Origin of the sequence: Marinarcus sediminis (SeqCode) (assembly GCF_048571275.1) — a bacterium.
GTDB lineage: Bacteria > Campylobacterota > Campylobacteria > Campylobacterales > Arcobacteraceae > Marinarcus > Marinarcus sediminis.
The window spans coordinates 1,336,221-1,355,728 of record NZ_CP182357.1 but is presented as its reverse complement, the minus strand read 5'-3'; the positions used below and the strand labels follow the sequence as shown (position 1 = coordinate 1,355,728).

Genomic DNA, 19,508 nt, shown 5'->3' with positions numbered 1-19,508 from the left:
TAACCTTATTTCAAATCTACACTTCTGCTGATTGACAACACCAATCCAATAGAAATCGCTACACTTAAAAGTGCACTTCCTCCATAACTCAAGAATGGCACAGCAATACCTTTAATGGGAATCATGCCTGATATTCCATAAGAGTTAATTAAAAATGCAAAAATTATCATCAAGGCAATACCCAAAGTAAAGAGATGATAAATTTGGCTTTTGGTTCTTCGACTGATTTTTAAAATCCTAAAGATGATAAATCCAAGTGTTAAAATAACAAAAAAGAAACCCAAAAAACCTATCTCTTCGATAATTCCAGCTAACACAAAGTCAGTATGCACTTCCGACAAAAACCCCAGTTTTATTGAACCTTCACCAATGCCAGCACCCGTTAGTCCACCATTGTTAATCGCATTCAAAGAGTGTGAAACTTGATAGGGTTCGGGAAACTCTTTGATACGCAACTCGTTGGCAATGACATCAGGAAGCAGTGAAAGGATTCCATCTTGAACCATACTCCACCAACTTTGAATTCGTATAATTCGATGTGGAGCAGCTAAGATTAACCCCACAAATCCAACAATTCCTGCTAATCCCAAAGATAAGAAAAACTTCATGCTTCGATTGGCAAACATCAGTAATACGAATAAAATTACCCCCATAAGCACCACTTGTCCCAAATCTTTTTGCATAAATGCCACAATAAAAACAACCAAAAGAAAAGCTCCAAAATAAGGAAGTACCAAAAGCATTTCATCTTTCCATTTCATCTTTGTGGGTTGGTCGTAAACTCTTCTGTTAAAGCTCCACGCCAAAAAATAGATAAACCCTATTTTAAAAAACTCCACAGGAGAGAGCGAAAATCCCGGTAGCCTAATCCAACGGTTAGCACCACCTGAAGCGGTCACCATAAAACTGGGTAAAAAAGGCATGACAATCATGATTAAAAAGAAAACAATAAAAAGACTCATCCCTATAAATTTAACTGCCTTATCGGGATTTAGATTTGAGAGTAACCACATAATAAGAATGGATAAAAAACCTACAAAAAATTGTCGAATAAAAAAGTGGAAGCTGTTATAATCAAAATAGACAACCGTGTATACCGAAAGAGAATATGAAAAAAGTATACTCAATATGATTAAAATAGAAGCAGCAACAAAAAGAGGATAATCGGGTCTGTTTAAATCGTTTGTTTCTGATTTAATGCTTTTTTCGGTAGAATTCATTTGCGCATTATATTATATTATGGATAAATATGTCTTCAAAAAAAACCGATAATCAAGAAAATATTAACAAAACCAAAAAAATTGCAATTTTATCTTTTTTTTTACTGCTTGCACTGATTGTTCTTTGCATTTCAATCTACAACACCAGTACCAATAATCGGCGATTACCCTCTTTGGAAACCACCAAAAAAGAGTTGGCCATACGAGGAGATATTATCAGTCACGATAATTTTAAACTCGCCTCATCTAAAAAAGTCTATAAAGCAACCTTGGATACTCGATTTTTAGATGAAGATAAAAAAGAACTCTTTTTAAAACTCTTTTCAATTTACAGTGATATTCCCATTGCTAAGTTGGAAAAAAAGATTAATAGCTCTTTGCAATCAGACCCAGGGAGCATCGTACTTTCTTATAATATTGATTCAAGAACCGCCAAAAACTTAAAAGAACTCAGTTACAAACTGATGCGTTTGGATGTATTTAAATCCATTAAAATTAATGGCAACAAAGTATTAAGAGGTTTAAATATCAGCGAAAGCGGTGAAAAACGGCTCTACTCTTATGATAACTCTTTAACGCCAATTGTAGGCTACATCTCAAAATATGAATCAGAGAGTGACAAGACTAAGGTCAAAGGAGTTAAAGGCTTAGAGAGCAGTTATAACGATATATTAAATGACACAAAAGATGGTATTTTAAAAGGTCAAAGAGATGTCTTATCGTACATATCCTTCAACAAAGACTCCATTATTAAAAACCGAATAGATGGGGCATCGATTGTTTTAAACATTCCTTTAAAATTGCAAAAAACCATTGAAATGCAACTGGACTACTACAAAGAAAAATATCAAGCCGAGGAGATCATTGTTTCTATTATGGAGAGTCGTACAGGAAAAATTATCTCATTGGCGACTTCCAACCGTTTTAATCCCGAAAAGATACAACAAAGCGATATTCCTTCTTTAAATGTCAATGCCGTTGAATACCTTTATGAACCAGGCTCTGTTATAAAACCCATTGCCCTCGCTTTAGTACTCGATAAAAACCGAGCAAAAAAAAATGAGCTCATTTTTGCTCACAATTTGGGTTCTACAAATTCCAAAGGGGAATACCCAAAAGGAAAATATAAATTGGGAAGATATACCATCAAAGACGACCACAGCTTTGAAAAAAACTACTTAACCCTTGATGACATAATCGTTTATTCAAGCAACATTGGTATTTTACAATTGGCTCAAAGACTCTCCGCAAAAGAGTTTTCAGATGGCTTAAAACATTTTGGAATCACCCAAAGTACAGGCATAGATCTCCTCAATGAAAAAGTAGGGTATATTCCTGAACTCTATAAATTCAGAGCCGGTGAAGACAGAGGGGAGGACAATGTTTTTAAAGCAACCGTATCATACGGGCAAGGAATGACCTCCACGTTTATGCAAATATTAAGAGCGTACAGCGTTTTTAATAATGAAGGAAAAATCATCACTCCCCGAATCATATCTCACATCATAACCAATGATGATGAAAAAATCGAATTGGCACCTACCCCAGCACCTCAAGTTATATCACCTCAAACAGCCAACAGAATCAAAGGCATGTTAATTAAAACCGTTAATATAGGTACAGGGAAAAATACTCACATAGATGGTCTAGAAATTGGGGGGAAAACAGGAACTGCACAAATTGCTGAAAATGGAAAATATCTCAAAAACTATATCAGCTCATTTTTTGGTTTTGCCAATGATAAAGAGCATAAATATACCATTGGTGTTACTGTAATTAACCCTTCATCTACGGGTAAATATTGGTACTATTTGTATGCCTCAGAATCTGCAGTTCCTGTCTTTAATGATATCATTGAGAGTTTGGTTAAATTAAATTATCTTCAACCCAAAGCCAATTGATTAAAATCAAGGTAGAAGTGCTTTTATTTTAATACCATTACAAACACTTTAACCCTAAAAGTGTTATACTTCCAAAAAATAATATTAAAGGATTTTCAATGTTTGGATTTGGAAAAGAGTTAAAAGAGTACAACTTATCACAAGAAGAGTTAAATAAATTACAATATGCAAAATTCACCACAGAAAAAGGAACTATTTGGATTAAATTGTTCCCAGAATCAACACCCATTGCCGTTTCTAACTTTGCCACATTGGCCAATGAAGGATTTTATAACAACTTAAATTTTCACAGAGTAATTCCAGGTTTCATGGCGCAAGGGGGTTGTCCAAATGGTACGGGTACGGGAGGACCTGGTTGGGCAATTAAATGTGAAACGACTGCACCTAAACAACTGCATAAAAAAGGAAGTCTTTCAATGGCTCATGCAGGTAAAAATACAGGGGGAAGCCAATTTTTTATCTGTTTTGTACCTTGTCCTCATTTAGATGGTGGTCACACCGTTTTTGGTGAAATTGAAGATAATGATACAGAGAGTTTTACTGCACTTGATGCCATCGAACAAAAAGATAAAATTGTATCTGTAGAAATTTTCGAAACAAAAGATGCTGACTGATCTTATACTTTTTATTCATATCATTTCTGCCGCCACTTGGGTGGGCGGGGGAATGCTTCTGTTTGGAATGGGCATATATTTTAAAGACCCAAAAGCCCAAACCCTCATTTACTCACACATTGGTCCCTTTTACGGATACTTTCAACTCATATGGATTACCCTGCTTGTTATTACAGGCTTGCTTCTTTTAAATCAACATCATCTTTATAACACACTATTGGATGAAAGTTTCAGACAAAGCTCATTTGGTATTTTACTTTATAAAAAACTCTTTATAGTACTTATTGTAATTATTGCAACAGCAATTCATATGTACATCTCATTAAAAGCACATGGCAGAGAACGAACAAACAAAGAAAAAATGATTTCAAGAGTTTCATCATTGATTATCTTTTTGTTTAACTTTTCTATTGTTTGGTACGCGATAGCTGTGTCTAAATATTTTGTGTAGATATTTAAAACTTGTAATTAAATCCCACATGCATTCCACGAATTTTTTCTTTATTTTTTAAAAACTCATTGAGTAATTAAAACCACTCCAAAATCTTGGGTCTTCTCCCTCAGTTGTGGTATTAAGTGTCAAAGTGAATTTTGATTTATTTTTAAAAGTATGTTCAATACCAACTGTACCTCGAAGCCAATCTTGGTCGTATTCTCTTCCAGCTATTTCAAATGAACTTAACCCAACTAATTGACCACTGACACCACTTCCTCTACTATTAATCCTATGAGTAGCTTCTAAAGTTGTAATTATTGTATTGGTTGTATTCAATTTAAAATTACTATCAACCCCTACCCGCCAATCTTGAACTCGCTCAGAGTTTTGATTATAAATAGCTGGAAATCCTCCACCACTCTCACTATAACCATCAGTAATGACTTTAGTCATATTATATTGGATATATGGATAAAACTTTTCTCCTTGATATTGTAATTTAGCTTTCAATGCCATAATATTTTGATTGGTATTTCCTATTGAACTATCTAAATTACCTGCATTATCATATCCACGCTTAATACGTAAATCATTTTCCCCATAAATACCTGTAAATGTTGTATAAAGAGGCATTACTGTAGGCAGTTTAATATCGCTATCAACTGCTATAAAATAACCATCTGTATCCATATTACCTTTATAGTTTAGATCACTGTTTCCCCATAATTGACCTATAGCAATACTATAAGTTAAATTTTTACTATGTTTAAAACTAACTCCTATTTCAGCCAATTGATTATCATCTCTAGTATTATGCCGATTATCAGTTGATACATCACCAGCTACCCACATGACACGCCTTTCATCCAATGCTCGTCTTTGACCTGGATGCCCATGTGCTCCATGCAATAACATAGATGCATTAGCTACACCTTGAGATGAAACTGTGTTGATACTTTCTAATGAGGCGGTAAAGTCTGACATTCCAATCATCCCTTGACCTGCTTTTGCAATAAAGGCTTCAGTTCCATTAGTTGAATTCCCAAATCCTACGATGGTTTTTCCATCATCACTTACTGCATTTGGATTAGTATTACTCCAGCCAGTTAATGTATATCCATCTTCGGCTAGCCATTCGGTTAAGCTTTGCATTCCTGTAGATTGTGTCCATCTAAAAGCTTCATATCCATTTGCAGAATTACTATATCCAACCACAACAGAACCATCTGAATTCACTCCATTAGCTGTACTAAAAAAAGAACCTCCTGCTAAATCCCCAAGTCCTACCATTCCTCCTTCTTGTGTCCATCTAAATGCTTCACCTCCATTAGCACTACTACTATATCCAACCACAACAGAACCATCTGAATTCACTCCATTAGCTTCACTATCAAAACTTCCTCCTGCTAAATCCCCAAGTCCTACCATTCCTCCTTCTTGTGTCCATCTAAATGCTTCACCTCCATTAGCACTACTACTATATCCAACCACAACAGAACCATCTGAATTTACAGCAGATGCCCAACCATCAAAACTTCCTCCTGCTAAATCTCCAAGTCCTACCATTCCTCCTGCTTGTGTCCATCTAAAAGCTTCATATCCATTTGCAGAATTACTATATCCAACCACAACAGAACCATCTGAATTCACTCCATTAGCTAAACTAAAAAAAGAACCTCCTGCTAAATCCCCAAGTCCTACCATTCCTCCTTCTTGTGTCCATCTAAATGCTTCACCTCCATTAGTACTAGCACTGTGTCCAACCACAACAGAACCATCTGAATTCACTCCATAAGCTGTACTAGAAAAAGAACCTCCTGCTAAATCCCCAAGTCCTACCATTCCTCCTGCTTGTGTCCATCTAAAAGCTTCAAATCCATTGCTGTAACCAACCACAACAGAACCATCTGAATTCACTCCAGTAGCTATACTAAAAAAAGATCCTGCTAAATGTCCAAGTCCCTCCATTGAGGCACTATAAAGCATTGAACTTGTTACTACTGATATTAATATACTTTTTTTAATTATTCTATCAACCATAAATGCAATACCCCTCTCGATAGCCATATTAAACTCCTTAAATAATAAAAAGTCTAATATATTACCGTTACACTTTTTGTTACAAAAATTAAAAAAGTTATTAAATTATAAATGCTATAAAAAATAAAGTACATTAATGTGAAACTTGAATCTAAGAATTCTTTAATTATCTCTATCTTAAAAATATATTGAAATAAGATATTTTTTTAAGTCAGTTATGTGTGGAGTTATTTTTTAAATGTATTTGACTAAAATGATGATTTAGTTTCTATAATTATATCCAATGCCTTACTACATTGGAAATTACTACGATAAGAAGTTTTTTTATCCCATTCTTTTTCACTAATATTGGATATTTTAATTTTTACTGGATAAATATCATAAACTTTTTTGAAATTTTCTAATCTCTTCACTTCTTCTCTAATGCCATAAAAACTATTTTTAGAATTTTCTTTGTCTATTTTATTATAAGCATAAAAATCTTTTTTAAGTCTATCTACTTCTTCTCCATCAAAATAAATAAATAACTTCTGAACAAAATCACAATGATATGTTTCACTAATTTTTTGCCATGCACTTAACATTCCTGTTTTTTCATCTAATGTTAATTTACCATCAATAACTGACTTAAAATCCAAAGTATGCTCAACTCCAACTTCATCATATACTTTAACACTCTTTTCATTTATGGAATTCTTTTTATCTCTTCTTCCTGAACCTAAATCTGAATTAATTCCCATTATAATTCTATGCTTACTTTTTTCTCTCATTTCTTTTTTTATTTTGTTATATTCATATAAAGAAAGTTTACTTTGAGAATATTCTGTAGAATATCTAATTTTATTTATTGAACTATCATCTGTATCAATATTTTTTTCTGCATTTAAATTTAAATACATACCTTTTTTTATATTAATAGGCCAAGCTTGAGGTTTAAACGAACGAGTCTCTACTTTTATGATATTTCTTCCTAATGGCACATTTTCTAATATTAAACCTTTACTTTTATCACTAGTAATTAATATTTTTCTATTCCCTAAATAAACAGTAGATAAAGGGTTCAAATCTAATTGAACTGTTGAGGATGAGCCCTTATTTAGATTTACAATATCATATCCAGTGGCAAACAACAAATTAATAATTACCAGTGTACAACAAAGAATTATACGCATAATATTCCCTTATGTTTTTTACCAACCATAACTATCAATATTTTGATTATTTACATCCATATTTGAAAAGTCTTTTTTACTTTTATTAGCCTTACTATTGTCAGTATCTTTAGATATGTTTGTAAAGTCATCATTATTATTCACTCGTTTATATTGACTTAATGTATTTATATACCCACCTTTCCAATCATTTTTATTCTTACTAAATGATGGATATTTTTTTGCTGTACAACCAGCCAATAAAATTATTATTGTAATTACAAAAAAAAATATTTTATTCATTGTTTTTAACATTTAGATTAGGAAATGCTTTTACAAAGATTGAAGCAAAATCATTCATATCCTGAAAATTCTGAAAATTAAAAACTAAATAATTTTTACGGTCATCATAATTTATTTCTTTACTTTTATTTAACATATGAAAATAAACTTCCCCTCCATATAAATAAGAATCATATCTTACATACTTCCTTCTATATCGAAAATTTACATAATTACCTACTACATCTACATTACCATCAATTAACCCTTGAAATATTCTTCCTTTGCCATTATGTATAATCAAAGTATAATTATCACTATTTGGGAGGTGCACCGCTCTTATTGATGCATTGTTAGGTATTGTAAATTCAATTAAGGCAACTCCATCACTTAAAAATGAAGGATCTTTATAAAAAAATAACGTAGTTTGAGCTTTATTTGTAGAATATCTTTTAACACCTTCAAAATTATAATCTTTTATTTCATCTATAAAATCATTAAAATATCCGTTATGAATTGGAGAATTTAGATAGTTTAAAAATTCATTCCTAAACATACTTTTTGCTTGAGCTTCATTTAAATCAATTAATTTAAGTTGTATATTCTCAACTTTTTCTCCTGTTACAGGTGAATTTAAATGTTCATTTCTAAATTGATTCTCAATAGCATTATTTATTGCTTGTTCAATACATCCAGTGAAGCTAAAAATTATTCCTAAGACTACTATAAACACTCTTATTTTCATTCTTCTCTCCTAAAATAATATATAGTATAATTAAAAGCTGTTACACTTTTTGTTACAAAAATTAAAAAACCAACTAAATTATTAATTCTTTTATAAATTTACTCTACATCCAAAAGAAGGAAAAGTTTCTATTGTGTCAGAATCAAGTTTTTTTCTTAATCTATAAATTAAAAGTCGTAGTGCATTACTTGAAACATGTTCATCCCAGATTGCATACTCTATATCATTATATGCAACATAGTTTCCTTTTGCAACAATGAGTATTTGAAATAGTTGAAGTTCTCTTTTACTGAGTTTTATTGGCAGTTTTTCTTTAAATATTTGTTGATATTTTCTATTATAATAATATTCATTACCTATTTTTATTTGCTTTTCCATATACTCACCAAACTAAAGTTTAATAAAGTATACACAAGTGGCGTTACGCTTTATGTTACAAAATAAGATAAATAATTATATTATTAACTTCTGTTAAAATTTATTCTACACCCAAAAGCTGAAACAGTTTCTATAAATTTATGCTCAAGTTTTGAACGAAGCCTAAATATGAGAACTCTTAATGCTGTATCACTTACAACACCATCCCATAAGTTATATTCAATATCTTCGAAGCTTACAATATTTCCTTTTGCTCCAATCAAAAGTTTAAGAAGTGCCAACTCTTTTTTACTAAGTTTTATAGGCATCTGCTCATAAAAAAGCTGAGAATTTATCTCATCAAAATAAAATCCCTCACCTAATTGTATATATTTGTTATCTATATGCTCCATACAGTTTATTTTATAAGTTCCTAAAAGAATTGTCGCTTTTAATTCACTAACATTATAAGGTTTTACTATATATCCTACAGGCCTAGTTTTTATTGCATTTTTAATTGTAGTTTCATCAGTGTATGCAGTGAGGTAAATAATTGGAATAGAAAAGTTCTTTTGTAGTTCATTTGCTATTTCTATTCCATTAATAGAATTTTCTAAATTAATATCCATAAGAATAATATCTGGGATACTGTTATTATTAAGTACTTCAAGAACTTCATCATAGTTTGTTGCAAAAGCTAAGCACTTATGTCCCATTTCTAAAATACTATCTTTAATATCCAAAGCAACAATTGTCTCATCTTCAACAATTAAAACACTTAAACTATTCATCATTTTTCCAAGTAATTTTTACTAAAGTTCCTTTCTTCGTGTCAAACTCTATAGTACCTTTTAGCTGTTTTGTTGCAAGGGTATTGACTAATACTAACCCTAAAGAGTCTCTCTCTTCTTTGTCATTAAAACCAATTCCATTATCTTCTACTTTTAGATTATACGTTTTTGCTTCTTTCACTAAAGAGATATCAATAATACCTGAGCTTATAAAAGCATACTTTGTGGCATTTGAAATAAGCTCATTTAAAATAAGTCCACAATATATGGCTTGTTCCATTTTTAAGTCTGCTTGGATATCATAATTTATTGTTATATTTTTATTTGTAGTCTCCTGTATCTCATCTATGATAAGAGTAAAGTATTCCAAAGTATTGATATGAGTAATCTTATCCTGTTTGTATAGTAGCTCATGTAAGTGAGCCATTGTATTGATACGATTTTGTGCTGTTTGAAAAATATTTTTTAACCTTTCATCATCCACTCTTTTACTTTGCAATCGTATCATTGATACTACCATTTGCATATTATTTTTAACCCTATGGTGTAGCTCTTTGAAAAGTAGTTCTTTTTCATCAAGAAGAAGATTTTTTTCATTTAATGCGTTAGTTAAATCTTTTGTTTTATTTTCGACTTCTATCTTAAGCCGCTTTTCCTCACTTTGTTGCTGAAAAATCAGCTTTTTATTTGCAAGTTCTTTTTCTTTATTGGCTGTTTTTATTCTATCGGCTAAGGCAAAGGAGAAAAGAAGAGCTTCACTTAATATTGAAAAATCAACTAAATATTTATAATATTCATAAATTTGAAAAATTCCCATACTTGCCATATACATCAACATCCAAGAGAAGAATAAGACAAACCAACCAATAATCACAAAATAAGCTTGCCTATTTTTTTTATACCCTGCATAACAAGCAACAAAAAACAAATAAAGTATCAATGAGATATAAAATAAATTTTGCCATTTAGCATTTATAGAAAAAAATATCCCACCAATCAATAAAATAGGTATAGATATTAGATAAAAATTCAAAACATTATTTATCTTAGAATATTGCTTTGTATTTAAAAAATATTTTGAAAATAAAGTAAGGGCAATCATTGGAAAAGTTACAACGAAATAGGCACCATCTGTCCCAATATACTTTGTAAAACTATTGGTATCTAATTTATAAATCATTCCATCATAAAAAACTTGATGTGTAGTAATAGCAAAAACATATATTACATACCAAAAATAACTAATATCTCTTGTACTAAAATATATAAAAAGATTGTATAAAGCAAGTGTCCCCATTGCTCCAAAAAATATACTCAATACAATTAGATTATTTATTGATTTTGCATATATATCTTTTATATTCCAAAGATTTAACTTAACAGTTAGAGGAGTAATATAAGAACTAGCTCTTATATAATAGGTTTTGACCTCCTTTGGTTTAAGTTTTATATGAAAAATAGGATTAAGAGTGTCTCTTCCTTTTGGATGATTGTTAATTCCTTCATTAAAAACTTTTTTCCCATCATAAAATTTAATATTAGAAGTTATTTTATGGTCATATTGAATTATTTTTTCTATAGATTCATTTGATATATTTTGCAAAGTAAATTTTACCCATACAGCAAAAGGTGGAGCATAACCATAAGATAAATATGCCTCTTTATTTTCTTTAAACTGTTTATTTTTTATCCCTTTAATAGTTAGCTTTTTTGTATTGTCAATATAAATATATGAGGAAGGAAGTAGTTCTAAAGCATTTGTATTTTCATCTATTTTAATAGTAGACGCATAAATTATAGAAGAAAAAAGAATAAATAAAAGAAATCTAAATAAAAACATTAAAAATACTATCCAATATGTGTTACAGTTTTAGTTACAAAATAAGCAAATAAATTATATTGTAATATAATAGGAAAAGTCAAATTTATGTAATAAACTAGTAGTGCTAACAGTAGGAGTTGAACTTAGAACCTCTTCCTTACCATAATATCACCAAAAAGTATAAGAAAAAGCAGAAGGAAGATATAAAAAAAGCCTCTACCAAAGCTATCAAATGGATAGATTAGGTAAAGGCTTGTAAAAACTCAAAGCTGGCAGCGGCTTACGTTTCCACAAGGGGACCCTGCAGTATTATCAGCGATGAAGTGCTTGACTTCCAGGTTCGGAATGGGTCTGGGTATTTCCACTTCTCTATAACCACCAGCAAATTGAGTAAAGAAGATATTGTAAAAATATACTCTTTACTCAACTCTGTTTAGAGTTAAATATAATGTTAAAAGTCTTTATAAACACATTTTACTAAGTATTGTGTACTTAATAAGATAGTAAACCAAGAAATATAAAAATAAGCCAAACGATCTATTAGTACTGGTCAGCTAAACGACTTACATCGCTTACACATCCAGCCTATCAACCAGCTAGTCTTGCTGGGATCTTCAGGGAAAGTTCATCTTAGAGTTGGCTTCGAGCTTAGATGCTTTCAGCTCTTATCACATCCGTACGTAGCTACCCAACGATGCTCTTGGCAGAACAATTGGTACACCAGTGGTACGTTCATCCCGGTCCTCTCGTACTAGGGACAAATCTCTTCAACTTTCCTACGCCCACGGAAGATAGGGACCGAACTGTCTCACGACGTTCTGAACCCAGCTCGCGTACCGCTTTAAATGGCGAACAGCCATACCCTTGGGACCTGCTCCAGCCCCAGGATGCGATGAGCCGACATCGAGGTGCCAAACCTCCCCGTCGATGTGAGCTCTTGGGGGAGATCAGCCTGTTATCCCCGGCGTACCTTTTATCCTTTGAGCGATGGCCCTTCCACACAGAACCACCGGATCACTATGACCGACTTTCGTCTCTGTTCGACTTGTATGTCTCACAGTCAGGCTAGTTTATGCCATTATACTCAACAAGCGATTTCCATCCGCTTTGAACTAACCTTTGTAAGCCTCCGTTACTTTTTAGGAGGCGACCGCCCCAGTCAAACTACCCACCAGACATTGTCCTGAACGAGGTTAACTCGTCCCAGTTAGTAACTCAAATATTCAAGGGTGGTATCTCAAGGATGGCTCATACTCTACTTGCGTCTAGTAATCAAAGCCTCCCACCTATCCTGCACATGAATATCCAAGCTACAGTGTCAAGCTGTAGTAAAGGTGCACGGGGTCTTTCCGTCTTTCCGCGGGTAGGAGGAATTTTCACCTCCACTACAATTTCACTGGATCCCTGGTTGAGACAGCTCCCATCTCGTTACGCCATTCATGCAGGTCGGTATTTAACCGACAAGGAATTTCGCTACCTTAGGACCGTTATAGTTACGGCCGCCGTTTACTCGGGCTTCAATCAAATGCTTCGCTTACGCTGACATCATCAGTTAACCTTCGAGCACCGGGCAGGCGTCACACCTTATACATCCTCTTACGAGTTAGCAAAGTGCTGTGTTTTTGGTAAACAGTCGGGAGGGACTCTTTGTTGCAACCTCTATCGCTTTTTGGAGCAAGTCCATATACAATAGTAGGCACACCTTATACCGAAGATACGGTGCTAGTTTGCAGAGTTCCTTAACCAGGGTTCTTCCACGCGCCTTAGAATACTCATCCCACCTACCTGTGTCGGTTTACGGTACGGGCAACAATTAATATACTTAGTGGCTTTTCTTGGCACGACAGTATCATCGATTCCAAATGCTCCCCGAAAGGATTATTCGGCCTGTAAGATCTCGGTCTAACGATACCCGGATTTGCCTAAGTATCAACCTACATCCTTCGAGCCACTATTCCATCAGTGACCTCGACTAACTCTATGCGTCCCCACATCGCGCTTAATTGTTGGTATTGAAATATTAATCAATTTGCCATCGTCTACCCCTTTCGGACTCGACTTAGGACCCGACTAACCCTACGATGACGAGCATCGCGTAGGAAACCTTGGGTTTTCGGCGTTAAGGATTCTCACCTTAATTATCGCTACTCATGCCTGCATGCTCACTTCTATCCGCTCCAGCACTCCTTGTCGGTATACCTTCAACGCTGAATAGAACGCTCTCCTACCACTTGGATAAATCCAAGTCTAAAGCTTCGGTGCATATCTTAGCCCCGTTATATTTTCCGCGCAGAATCACTAGACCAGTGAGCTGTTACGCTTTCTTTAAAGGATGGCTGCTTCTAAGCCAACCTCCTGGTTGTCACAGTAACTCCACATCGTTTTCCACTTAGATATGACTTTGGGACCTTAGCTGTTAGTCTGGGTTGTTCCCCTCTCGACGATGGATTTTATCACCCACCGCCTGACTGCTGTGATTACACATATGGTATTCGGAGTTTGACAGGGTTTGGTACCGCGGTAAGCAGCCCTAGCCCAATCAGTGCTCTACCCCCATATGTTACGACACAACGCTATACCTAAATATATTTCGGAGAGAACCAGCTATCACGAAGTTTGATTGGCCTTTCACCCCTATCCACAGGTCATCCGGGGGCTTTTCAACGCCCATCGGTTCGGTCCTCCACTGGCTCTTACACCAGCTTCAACCTGCCCATGGATAGATCACTTCGTTTCGGGTCTGCAGCATCTGACTAATTCGCCCTATTAAGACTCGCTTTCGCTACGGCTTCGTACTTGACTTAACCTTGCCAGACACCACAACTCGCAGGCTCATTATGCAAAAGGCAGTCCGTCACCCTGATAAATCATAGGGCTCCGAATGATTGTAAGCTAATGGTTTCAGGTTCTATTTCACTCTCCTCGCTGGAGTACTTTTCACCTTTCCCTCACGGTACTTGTTCACTATCGATCTGTAAGTAGTATTTAGGGTTGGAGGGTGGTCCCCCCAGATTCAGACAAAATATCACGTGTTCCGTCCTACTCAGGATACCAATAGAGCTCTTGAGAATTTTGATTACAGGAGTATCACCTTCTATGCTTAAGCTTTCCAACTTATTCATCTATTCTCTTAAGTCTCACATCTTGGTCCTACAACCCCCAATGCAAGCATTGGGTTTGCCCTAATCCCATTTCGCTCGCCGCTACTTTGGGAATCTCTTTTGATTTCTCTTCCTCTGGCTACTGAGATGTTTCACTTCGCCAGGTTCGCCCCCCGCAGGGTAATACAGCTCTCACCATATTGGGTTGCCCCATTCGGAAATCCCCGGATCAAAGCTCTTTGGCAGCTCCCCGAGGCTTATCGCAGCCTAATACGTCCTTCATCGCCTCTTACAGTCTAGGCATCCACCATTAGCCCTTAATAGCTTATTTGATAATAAAGTAATTAAATTACTTCACCTTTTTTGAATAATTATTCCTTGGCTACTATCTTATTAAATACATTACATATTTAATAAAAAAGTTGTGTTTTTTTTCTTTCTTATACAAACAGAATTTCTTCTACTCATATGGAAAAATTAAAGACTTTTAACATTATGTTTTTAAATAACTTTTGATCCTTTTACAAACCAAATATAAATCTTACCCTCTTGTAAAACTTATATTTGGTCTCTACAATCCATGGCTTCTATAATCTTTATAAACCGAACATATACTTATTTGTGCTTAAGTCAAACAAATGACTTAAGTCTTCTCTGAAAGGAGGTGATCCAACCGCAGGTTCTCCTACGGTTACCTTGTTACGACTTCACCCCAGTCGCTAAATCCACTGTGGAAGGTAGCTACTTTAGCATCCCCGCTTCGAATGAATTCAACTCCCATGGTGTGACGGGCGGTGAGTACAAGACCCGGGAACGTATTCACCGTAGCATTGCTGATCTACGATTACTAGCGATTCCAACTTCATGTAGTCGAGTTGCAGACTACAATCCGAACTGGGAGGCATTTTTGAGATTTGCTCCACGTCACCGTATTGCAGCTCTTTGTGTACCCCATTGTAGCACGTGTGTAGCCCTGGCCGTAAGGGCCATGATGACTTGACGTCGTCCTCACCTTCCTCCTACTTGCGTAGGCAGTCTGATTAGAGTTCTCAGCCGAACTGTTAGCAACTAATCACGAGGGTTGCGCTCGTTGCGGGACTTAACCCAACATCTCACGACACGAGCTGACGACAGCCGTGCAGCACCTGTATGTAGGTTCTAGCAAGCTAGCACCAATCCATCTCTGGAAAGTTCCTACTATGTCAAGGCCAGGTAAGGTTCTTCGCGTATCGTCGAATTAAACCACATGCTCCACCGCTTGTGCGGGTCCCCGTCTATTCCTTTGAGTTTTAATCTTGCGACCGTACTCCCCAGGCGGCACACTTAATGTGTTAACTGCATTACTGCCATGTCTAGCATGGCAACAACTAGTGTGCATCGTTTAGGGCGTGGACTACCAGGGTATCTAATCCTGTTTGCTCCCCACGCTTTCGCGTCTCAGCGTCAATAATGTTCCAGTAGATCGCCTTCGCAATCGGTATTCCTTCTGATCTCTACGGATTTTACCCCTACACCAGAAATTCCATCTACCTCTCCCATATTCTAGGTTAACAGTTTTCAAAGCAGTTCAATGGTTGAGCCATTGGATTTCACTTCAAACTTATTAACCCGCCTACACGCTCTTTACGCCCAGTGATTCCGAGTAACGCTTGCACCCTCCGTATTACCGCGGCTGCTGGCACGGAGTTAGCCGGTGCTTATTCATATAGTACCGTCATTATCTTCCTATATAAAAGGAGTTTACGCACCGAAATGTGTCATCCTCCACGCGGCGTTGCTGCATCAGACTTTCGTCCATTGTGCAATATTCCCCACTGCTGCCTCCCGTAGGAGTCTGGACCGTGTCTCAGTTCCAGTGTGACTGATCATCCTCTCAAACCAGTTAGGTGTCATTGTCTTGGTGAGCCATTACCTCACCAACTAACTGATACCGTACAGGCCGATCCTAGAGCTATAAATATTTCCCTTGCTCACTTTTGTGATAAAGGCATATAGAGTCTTAGCAATCGTTTCCAACTGTTATCCTCTTCTCTAGGGCACGTTACCTATATATTACTCACCCGTGCGCCACTTAGCTGACAATTTAAGCAAGCTTAAATCCGTTCTCGTTCGACTTGCATGTGTTAAGCACGCCGCCAGCGTTCACTCTGAGCCAGGATCAAACTCTCCATAAATTATGTTCGTTTGAAACTGACATTTTTGTATTTTATTACAAAATTATCACTCATTGTTTAGACGAAGAATTCTTCTATTCTTCTTTTTGTTTTAAGTATATATTCGGTTTACAAAGATTATATCTTCTCTAACCATTTATTTTAAAGAACTTAATCCCTTCAGAACTTATCTCCAGTTCCTCTGAAATTGGACGGGAATTATAGACAATTTTTTACCCTTTGTCAAGCCCCTCCTCTTAACTTTTACTTAAATTTGTAAAGTTTTATTACTTTTCATTCGATTTTATATGAATATAGCCAGTAATAGGCTCAATAGTGATTATTTCAGTCTCATTTTTACTGTTGCTTAAACTGATCTCACAAGATTTTGTTACAAGATAGTTAAAAGGATCATTTTCATCGGCAGAGAGTTTTGAATACAATTTCCCATCATATCCAAAAGAGAGTTGCCCTATAGTAGTTGTCTTATTACAACTGACATTCACATTTGTAATACCAAACTCTCTGGTTAAGAAAACAAAACGGCTTCTATCTTTGGTTAATTTACAATCATTATGACTGTATACATATTTATTGGTTAAAGGATCTTTGAGACACTCATCTTTATTAATTTGTCCTGTTCTGTTTTTATCACTGTAAATACTATAATATATGCCATCTTTTTCATCACTGCAATGCAAAAATTTAAGCGTCCAGCGTTTTTTATGCCATAAATTATCATGGGGATCAAACATATCATCAATCATGGCTTGATATCTTGTTTGATTTAGGTATAAAACAATTCTTTGTGCAGCCAAATTGAGTCTGTTTTTTTCTGTACTCATTTTGGGTATAAATGCAGCATAAACAATTGAGAGTATAACCACCACCAAAATCATCTCTAAGAGTGTAAACGATTTTGGTGGAACGGATTTCATTTTATTTTTTTAAATCCACATAATAAACATTGAGTAAATTTTTATTCATATAATTAATTTGAAATTTCTTATCATATATATTTAATCGGTTTAAAGAGATAAAATTATACTCACCTTGACGAATACCATAAAATTTTAACCGTTTGAGTAACCTTTTGTTATTGGATGCAACATCATTGATACCATTGGCTTTTAAGATTGTTGCAATCTCTTGGGCGAAGTGATAGTTATAAACAAAATGTTTTTGAGGATGATTCAGTGCTAAATACAATGGCTTATTAAATAAAATAACAAACACATTCAAAAAAAGAATGAAAAAAGAGATATACGCAATATTATAATGCTTGGTTCTGAATCGTTTTAATCTTACTCGTAATGAGTGAAAATAGAGTTTAACCATGATGGGAATAGTAATAATAACAAAAGGGGCAAAATCTTCGATATATATTTTTTGTCTAAAGGATAACAAGAATGAAAAAATCAATGCCGTAATACAGATATACCAAAAAATTGAACGTTTGCCTTTAATACCAATGCGATACATCGCATAAAAAAAGTATAAAAAAATCAAAGGAGAAAAGATAGAAGCATATATGGCAAACATATCAAGAATATGGCTCTTTGGTTTTCCTGTCGTATCAAACCCATATATGTACATAGATAAACCAAATAAGATCAACGAGACAATAAAAAGTCTGTTCTCTCTGTTTTGAAATGCATAAAAAAACAGTGCTAAAAATAAAATAGCAAAGGAGTTATCAATAAACAAAAATATGACAAGCATATAGTAGTTATGTTTAGCATACACCTTATAATAGTATAAATATAAAACGGTACAAAAAATCACAATAATCGAGTTATTGACCAATAAAGATGCGCCAATAATTCCAGGTAAAAACATGAAAATCAATGCAGCAATAAATCGATCACTCTCATGTTTGAAATAATTTTTTGTTAACATATACATCAAAACAACACTCAAATCATAAAAAAGAATTGATGGTGCCCTTAAAGCAATGTTATTGTGTCCAAAAATATCAGTAAAAAAATGGGTAATAAAATAGAGCAGATTTCGTGTATCATAAAAAATAACGGCTTCATGGTAACTGATACTTAATGTATCGGCCACAAAAAACAGCACAATCGTAAACAGTGTAAGAGTTAATATAAACGCTTTTGTATACCAACTCGAACCAAATAACATCATAATTTTAAAAAGTTATCTATCATTTCATACCCGTATTCACTCATAATGGATTCTGGGTGAAACTGTACACCATAAATTTGTTTGCCTTCGATTTGTAACGCCATAATTTCACCGTCATCTAAACTCCGCGCAGTTGGGACAATAACAGAAGGCATATTCTCCTCTTTTACACTTAATGAGTGATATCTGGTCTGTGTAAATTCTTCAGGTAATCCCTTAAAAATAGCCGTATCGTGAATCACCTTTATTTTTGAAATCTTTCCGTGCATCAAATTTTTTGCACGAATAATTTCTGCTCCAAAAGCTTGTGCAATACTTTGATGACCTAAACAGATGCCAAAAATAGGTTTTGTATCTTGAAAATACTCAATAACCTCCAAACACACACCAGCTTCTGTAGGTGTAGCAGGACCTGGAGATATGATTATTTTTTCAGGATTAAGTGCTTCTATCTCTTTTACGGTTAATTCATCATTTCTGATTACTTTTAAATCAGCACCCAGTTCCAAACAGTATTGAACAATGTTATACGTAAAACTGTCATAATTATCAATCATTAAAATCATTTTAAAAATTTTCCTCAACTGCCTAAAATAAAAGGCCTTTTCTCTGTTTATGTGTTTTCTAAATTGTGTTGTTTACCAAAATAGCATTATAGCCATTATTGATTTGTTTTTAAATTAATTACTCTGTTTTTACACACGATACGATACATAGGAAATCAAGCCGCTTGATACAAAAAAGTTAAGA

The 19,508-nt window shown here is 34.5% G+C and carries 14 protein-coding genes and 3 rRNA genes; 3 read left to right on the top strand and 14 right to left on the bottom strand.

Features of this window, described 5'->3' with window-relative positions; all coding sequences use genetic code 11:
• Window positions 1-5: 5 nt before the first annotated feature.
• Window positions 6-1,220: an FtsW/RodA/SpoVE family cell cycle protein gene (locus ACNI3C_RS06750; protein WP_419769056.1), complete on the bottom strand. Its 1,215-nt coding sequence runs from the start codon at window positions 1,218-1,220 to the stop codon at window positions 6-8.
• A gap of 29 nt (window positions 1,221-1,249) precedes the next feature.
• On the opposite strand from ACNI3C_RS06750, the gene ACNI3C_RS06745 reads away from it, so the two are divergent.
• The 3 genes from ACNI3C_RS06745 (at window position 1,250) to ACNI3C_RS06735 (ending at window position 4,186) form a co-directional block, all read left to right on the top strand.
• Window positions 1,250-3,121, top strand: a complete 1,872-nt coding sequence (locus ACNI3C_RS06745) for a peptidoglycan D,D-transpeptidase FtsI family protein (protein WP_419769055.1) — start codon at window positions 1,250-1,252, stop codon at window positions 3,119-3,121.
• Between the two features lie 98 nt (window positions 3,122-3,219).
• The gene (locus tag ACNI3C_RS06740; RefSeq protein WP_419769054.1) at window positions 3,220-3,735 is read left to right on the top strand and encodes a peptidylprolyl isomerase; all 516 of its coding nucleotides are present in this window, start codon (window positions 3,220-3,222) and stop codon (window positions 3,733-3,735) included.
• A 52-nt stretch (window positions 3,736-3,787) separates the two neighbouring features.
• Window positions 3,788-4,186 carry a hypothetical protein gene (locus ACNI3C_RS06735; RefSeq protein ID WP_419769053.1) on the top strand — a complete coding sequence of 133 codons (399 nt, stop codon included), beginning with the start codon at window positions 3,788-3,790 and terminating at the stop codon, window positions 4,184-4,186.
• A 57-nt stretch (window positions 4,187-4,243) separates the two neighbouring features.
• Here the strand turns inward: ACNI3C_RS06735 and ACNI3C_RS06730 are convergent, their stop codons facing one another.
• The 13 genes from ACNI3C_RS06730 to ACNI3C_RS06670 form a co-directional block, all read right to left on the bottom strand.
• Window positions 4,244-6,157, bottom strand: coding sequence for an autotransporter domain-containing protein (locus ACNI3C_RS06730; protein ID WP_419769052.1), 1,914 nt, complete (start codon window positions 6,155-6,157; stop codon window positions 4,244-4,246).
• A gap of 302 nt (window positions 6,158-6,459) precedes the next feature.
• Window positions 6,460-7,383 carry a hypothetical protein gene (locus tag ACNI3C_RS06725; protein WP_419769051.1) on the bottom strand — a complete coding sequence of 308 codons (924 nt, stop codon included), beginning with the start codon at window positions 7,381-7,383 and terminating at the stop codon, window positions 6,460-6,462.
• A gap of 18 nt (window positions 7,384-7,401) precedes the next feature.
• Window positions 7,402-7,665, bottom strand: a complete 264-nt coding sequence (locus tag ACNI3C_RS06720) for a hypothetical protein (protein WP_419769050.1) — start codon at window positions 7,663-7,665, stop codon at window positions 7,402-7,404.
• Complete coding sequence (locus tag ACNI3C_RS06715) at window positions 7,658-8,389, bottom strand: hypothetical protein (protein ID WP_419769049.1); 732 nt, start codon at window positions 8,387-8,389, stop codon at window positions 7,658-7,660. Before ACNI3C_RS06715 ends, ACNI3C_RS06720 begins: the two co-directional genes overlap by 8 nt.
• Before the next feature lie 90 nt (window positions 8,390-8,479).
• Window positions 8,480-8,767 (bottom strand): winged helix-turn-helix domain-containing protein, encoded by a 288-nt coding sequence (locus tag ACNI3C_RS06710; RefSeq protein WP_419769048.1) that lies wholly within the window; start codon window positions 8,765-8,767, stop codon window positions 8,480-8,482.
• A gap of 83 nt (window positions 8,768-8,850) precedes the next feature.
• Window positions 8,851-9,537, bottom strand: coding sequence for a response regulator (locus ACNI3C_RS06705; protein WP_419769047.1), 687 nt, complete (start codon window positions 9,535-9,537; stop codon window positions 8,851-8,853).
• A complete protein-coding gene (locus ACNI3C_RS06700; RefSeq protein ID WP_419769046.1) occupies window positions 9,530-11,377 on the bottom strand; it encodes a 7TM diverse intracellular signaling domain-containing protein in 1,848 nt (615 codons plus the stop codon). The genes ACNI3C_RS06705 and ACNI3C_RS06700 overlap by 8 nt, the downstream gene beginning before the upstream one ends.
• 249 nt (window positions 11,378-11,626) lie before the next feature.
• Window positions 11,627-11,742 (bottom strand): 5S ribosomal RNA (gene rrf, locus ACNI3C_RS06695).
• Window positions 11,743-11,878: 136 nt separating this feature from the next.
• Window positions 11,879-14,791, bottom strand: a 23S ribosomal RNA gene (locus ACNI3C_RS06690).
• A gap of 326 nt (window positions 14,792-15,117) precedes the next feature.
• Window positions 15,118-16,634 (bottom strand): 16S ribosomal RNA (locus ACNI3C_RS06685).
• The 16S, 23S and 5S rRNA genes sit together here, the layout of an rRNA operon.
• Window positions 16,635-16,900: 266 nt before the next feature.
• Window positions 16,901-17,551: a pilus assembly FimT family protein gene (locus ACNI3C_RS06680; RefSeq protein ID WP_419769045.1), complete on the bottom strand. Its 651-nt coding sequence runs from the start codon at window positions 17,549-17,551 to the stop codon at window positions 16,901-16,903.
• Window position 17,552: 1 nt separating this feature from the next.
• Window positions 17,553-18,755 carry a glycosyltransferase family 39 protein gene (locus ACNI3C_RS06675; RefSeq protein ID WP_419769044.1) on the bottom strand — a complete coding sequence of 401 codons (1,203 nt, stop codon included), beginning with the start codon at window positions 18,753-18,755 and terminating at the stop codon, window positions 17,553-17,555.
• Entirely contained in the window at window positions 18,755-19,324 is a 570-nt protein-coding gene (locus ACNI3C_RS06670; protein ID WP_419769043.1) for an anthranilate synthase component II, read from the bottom strand. Before ACNI3C_RS06670 ends, ACNI3C_RS06675 begins: the two co-directional genes overlap by 1 nt.
• Between the last annotated feature and the right edge of the window lie 184 nt (window positions 19,325-19,508).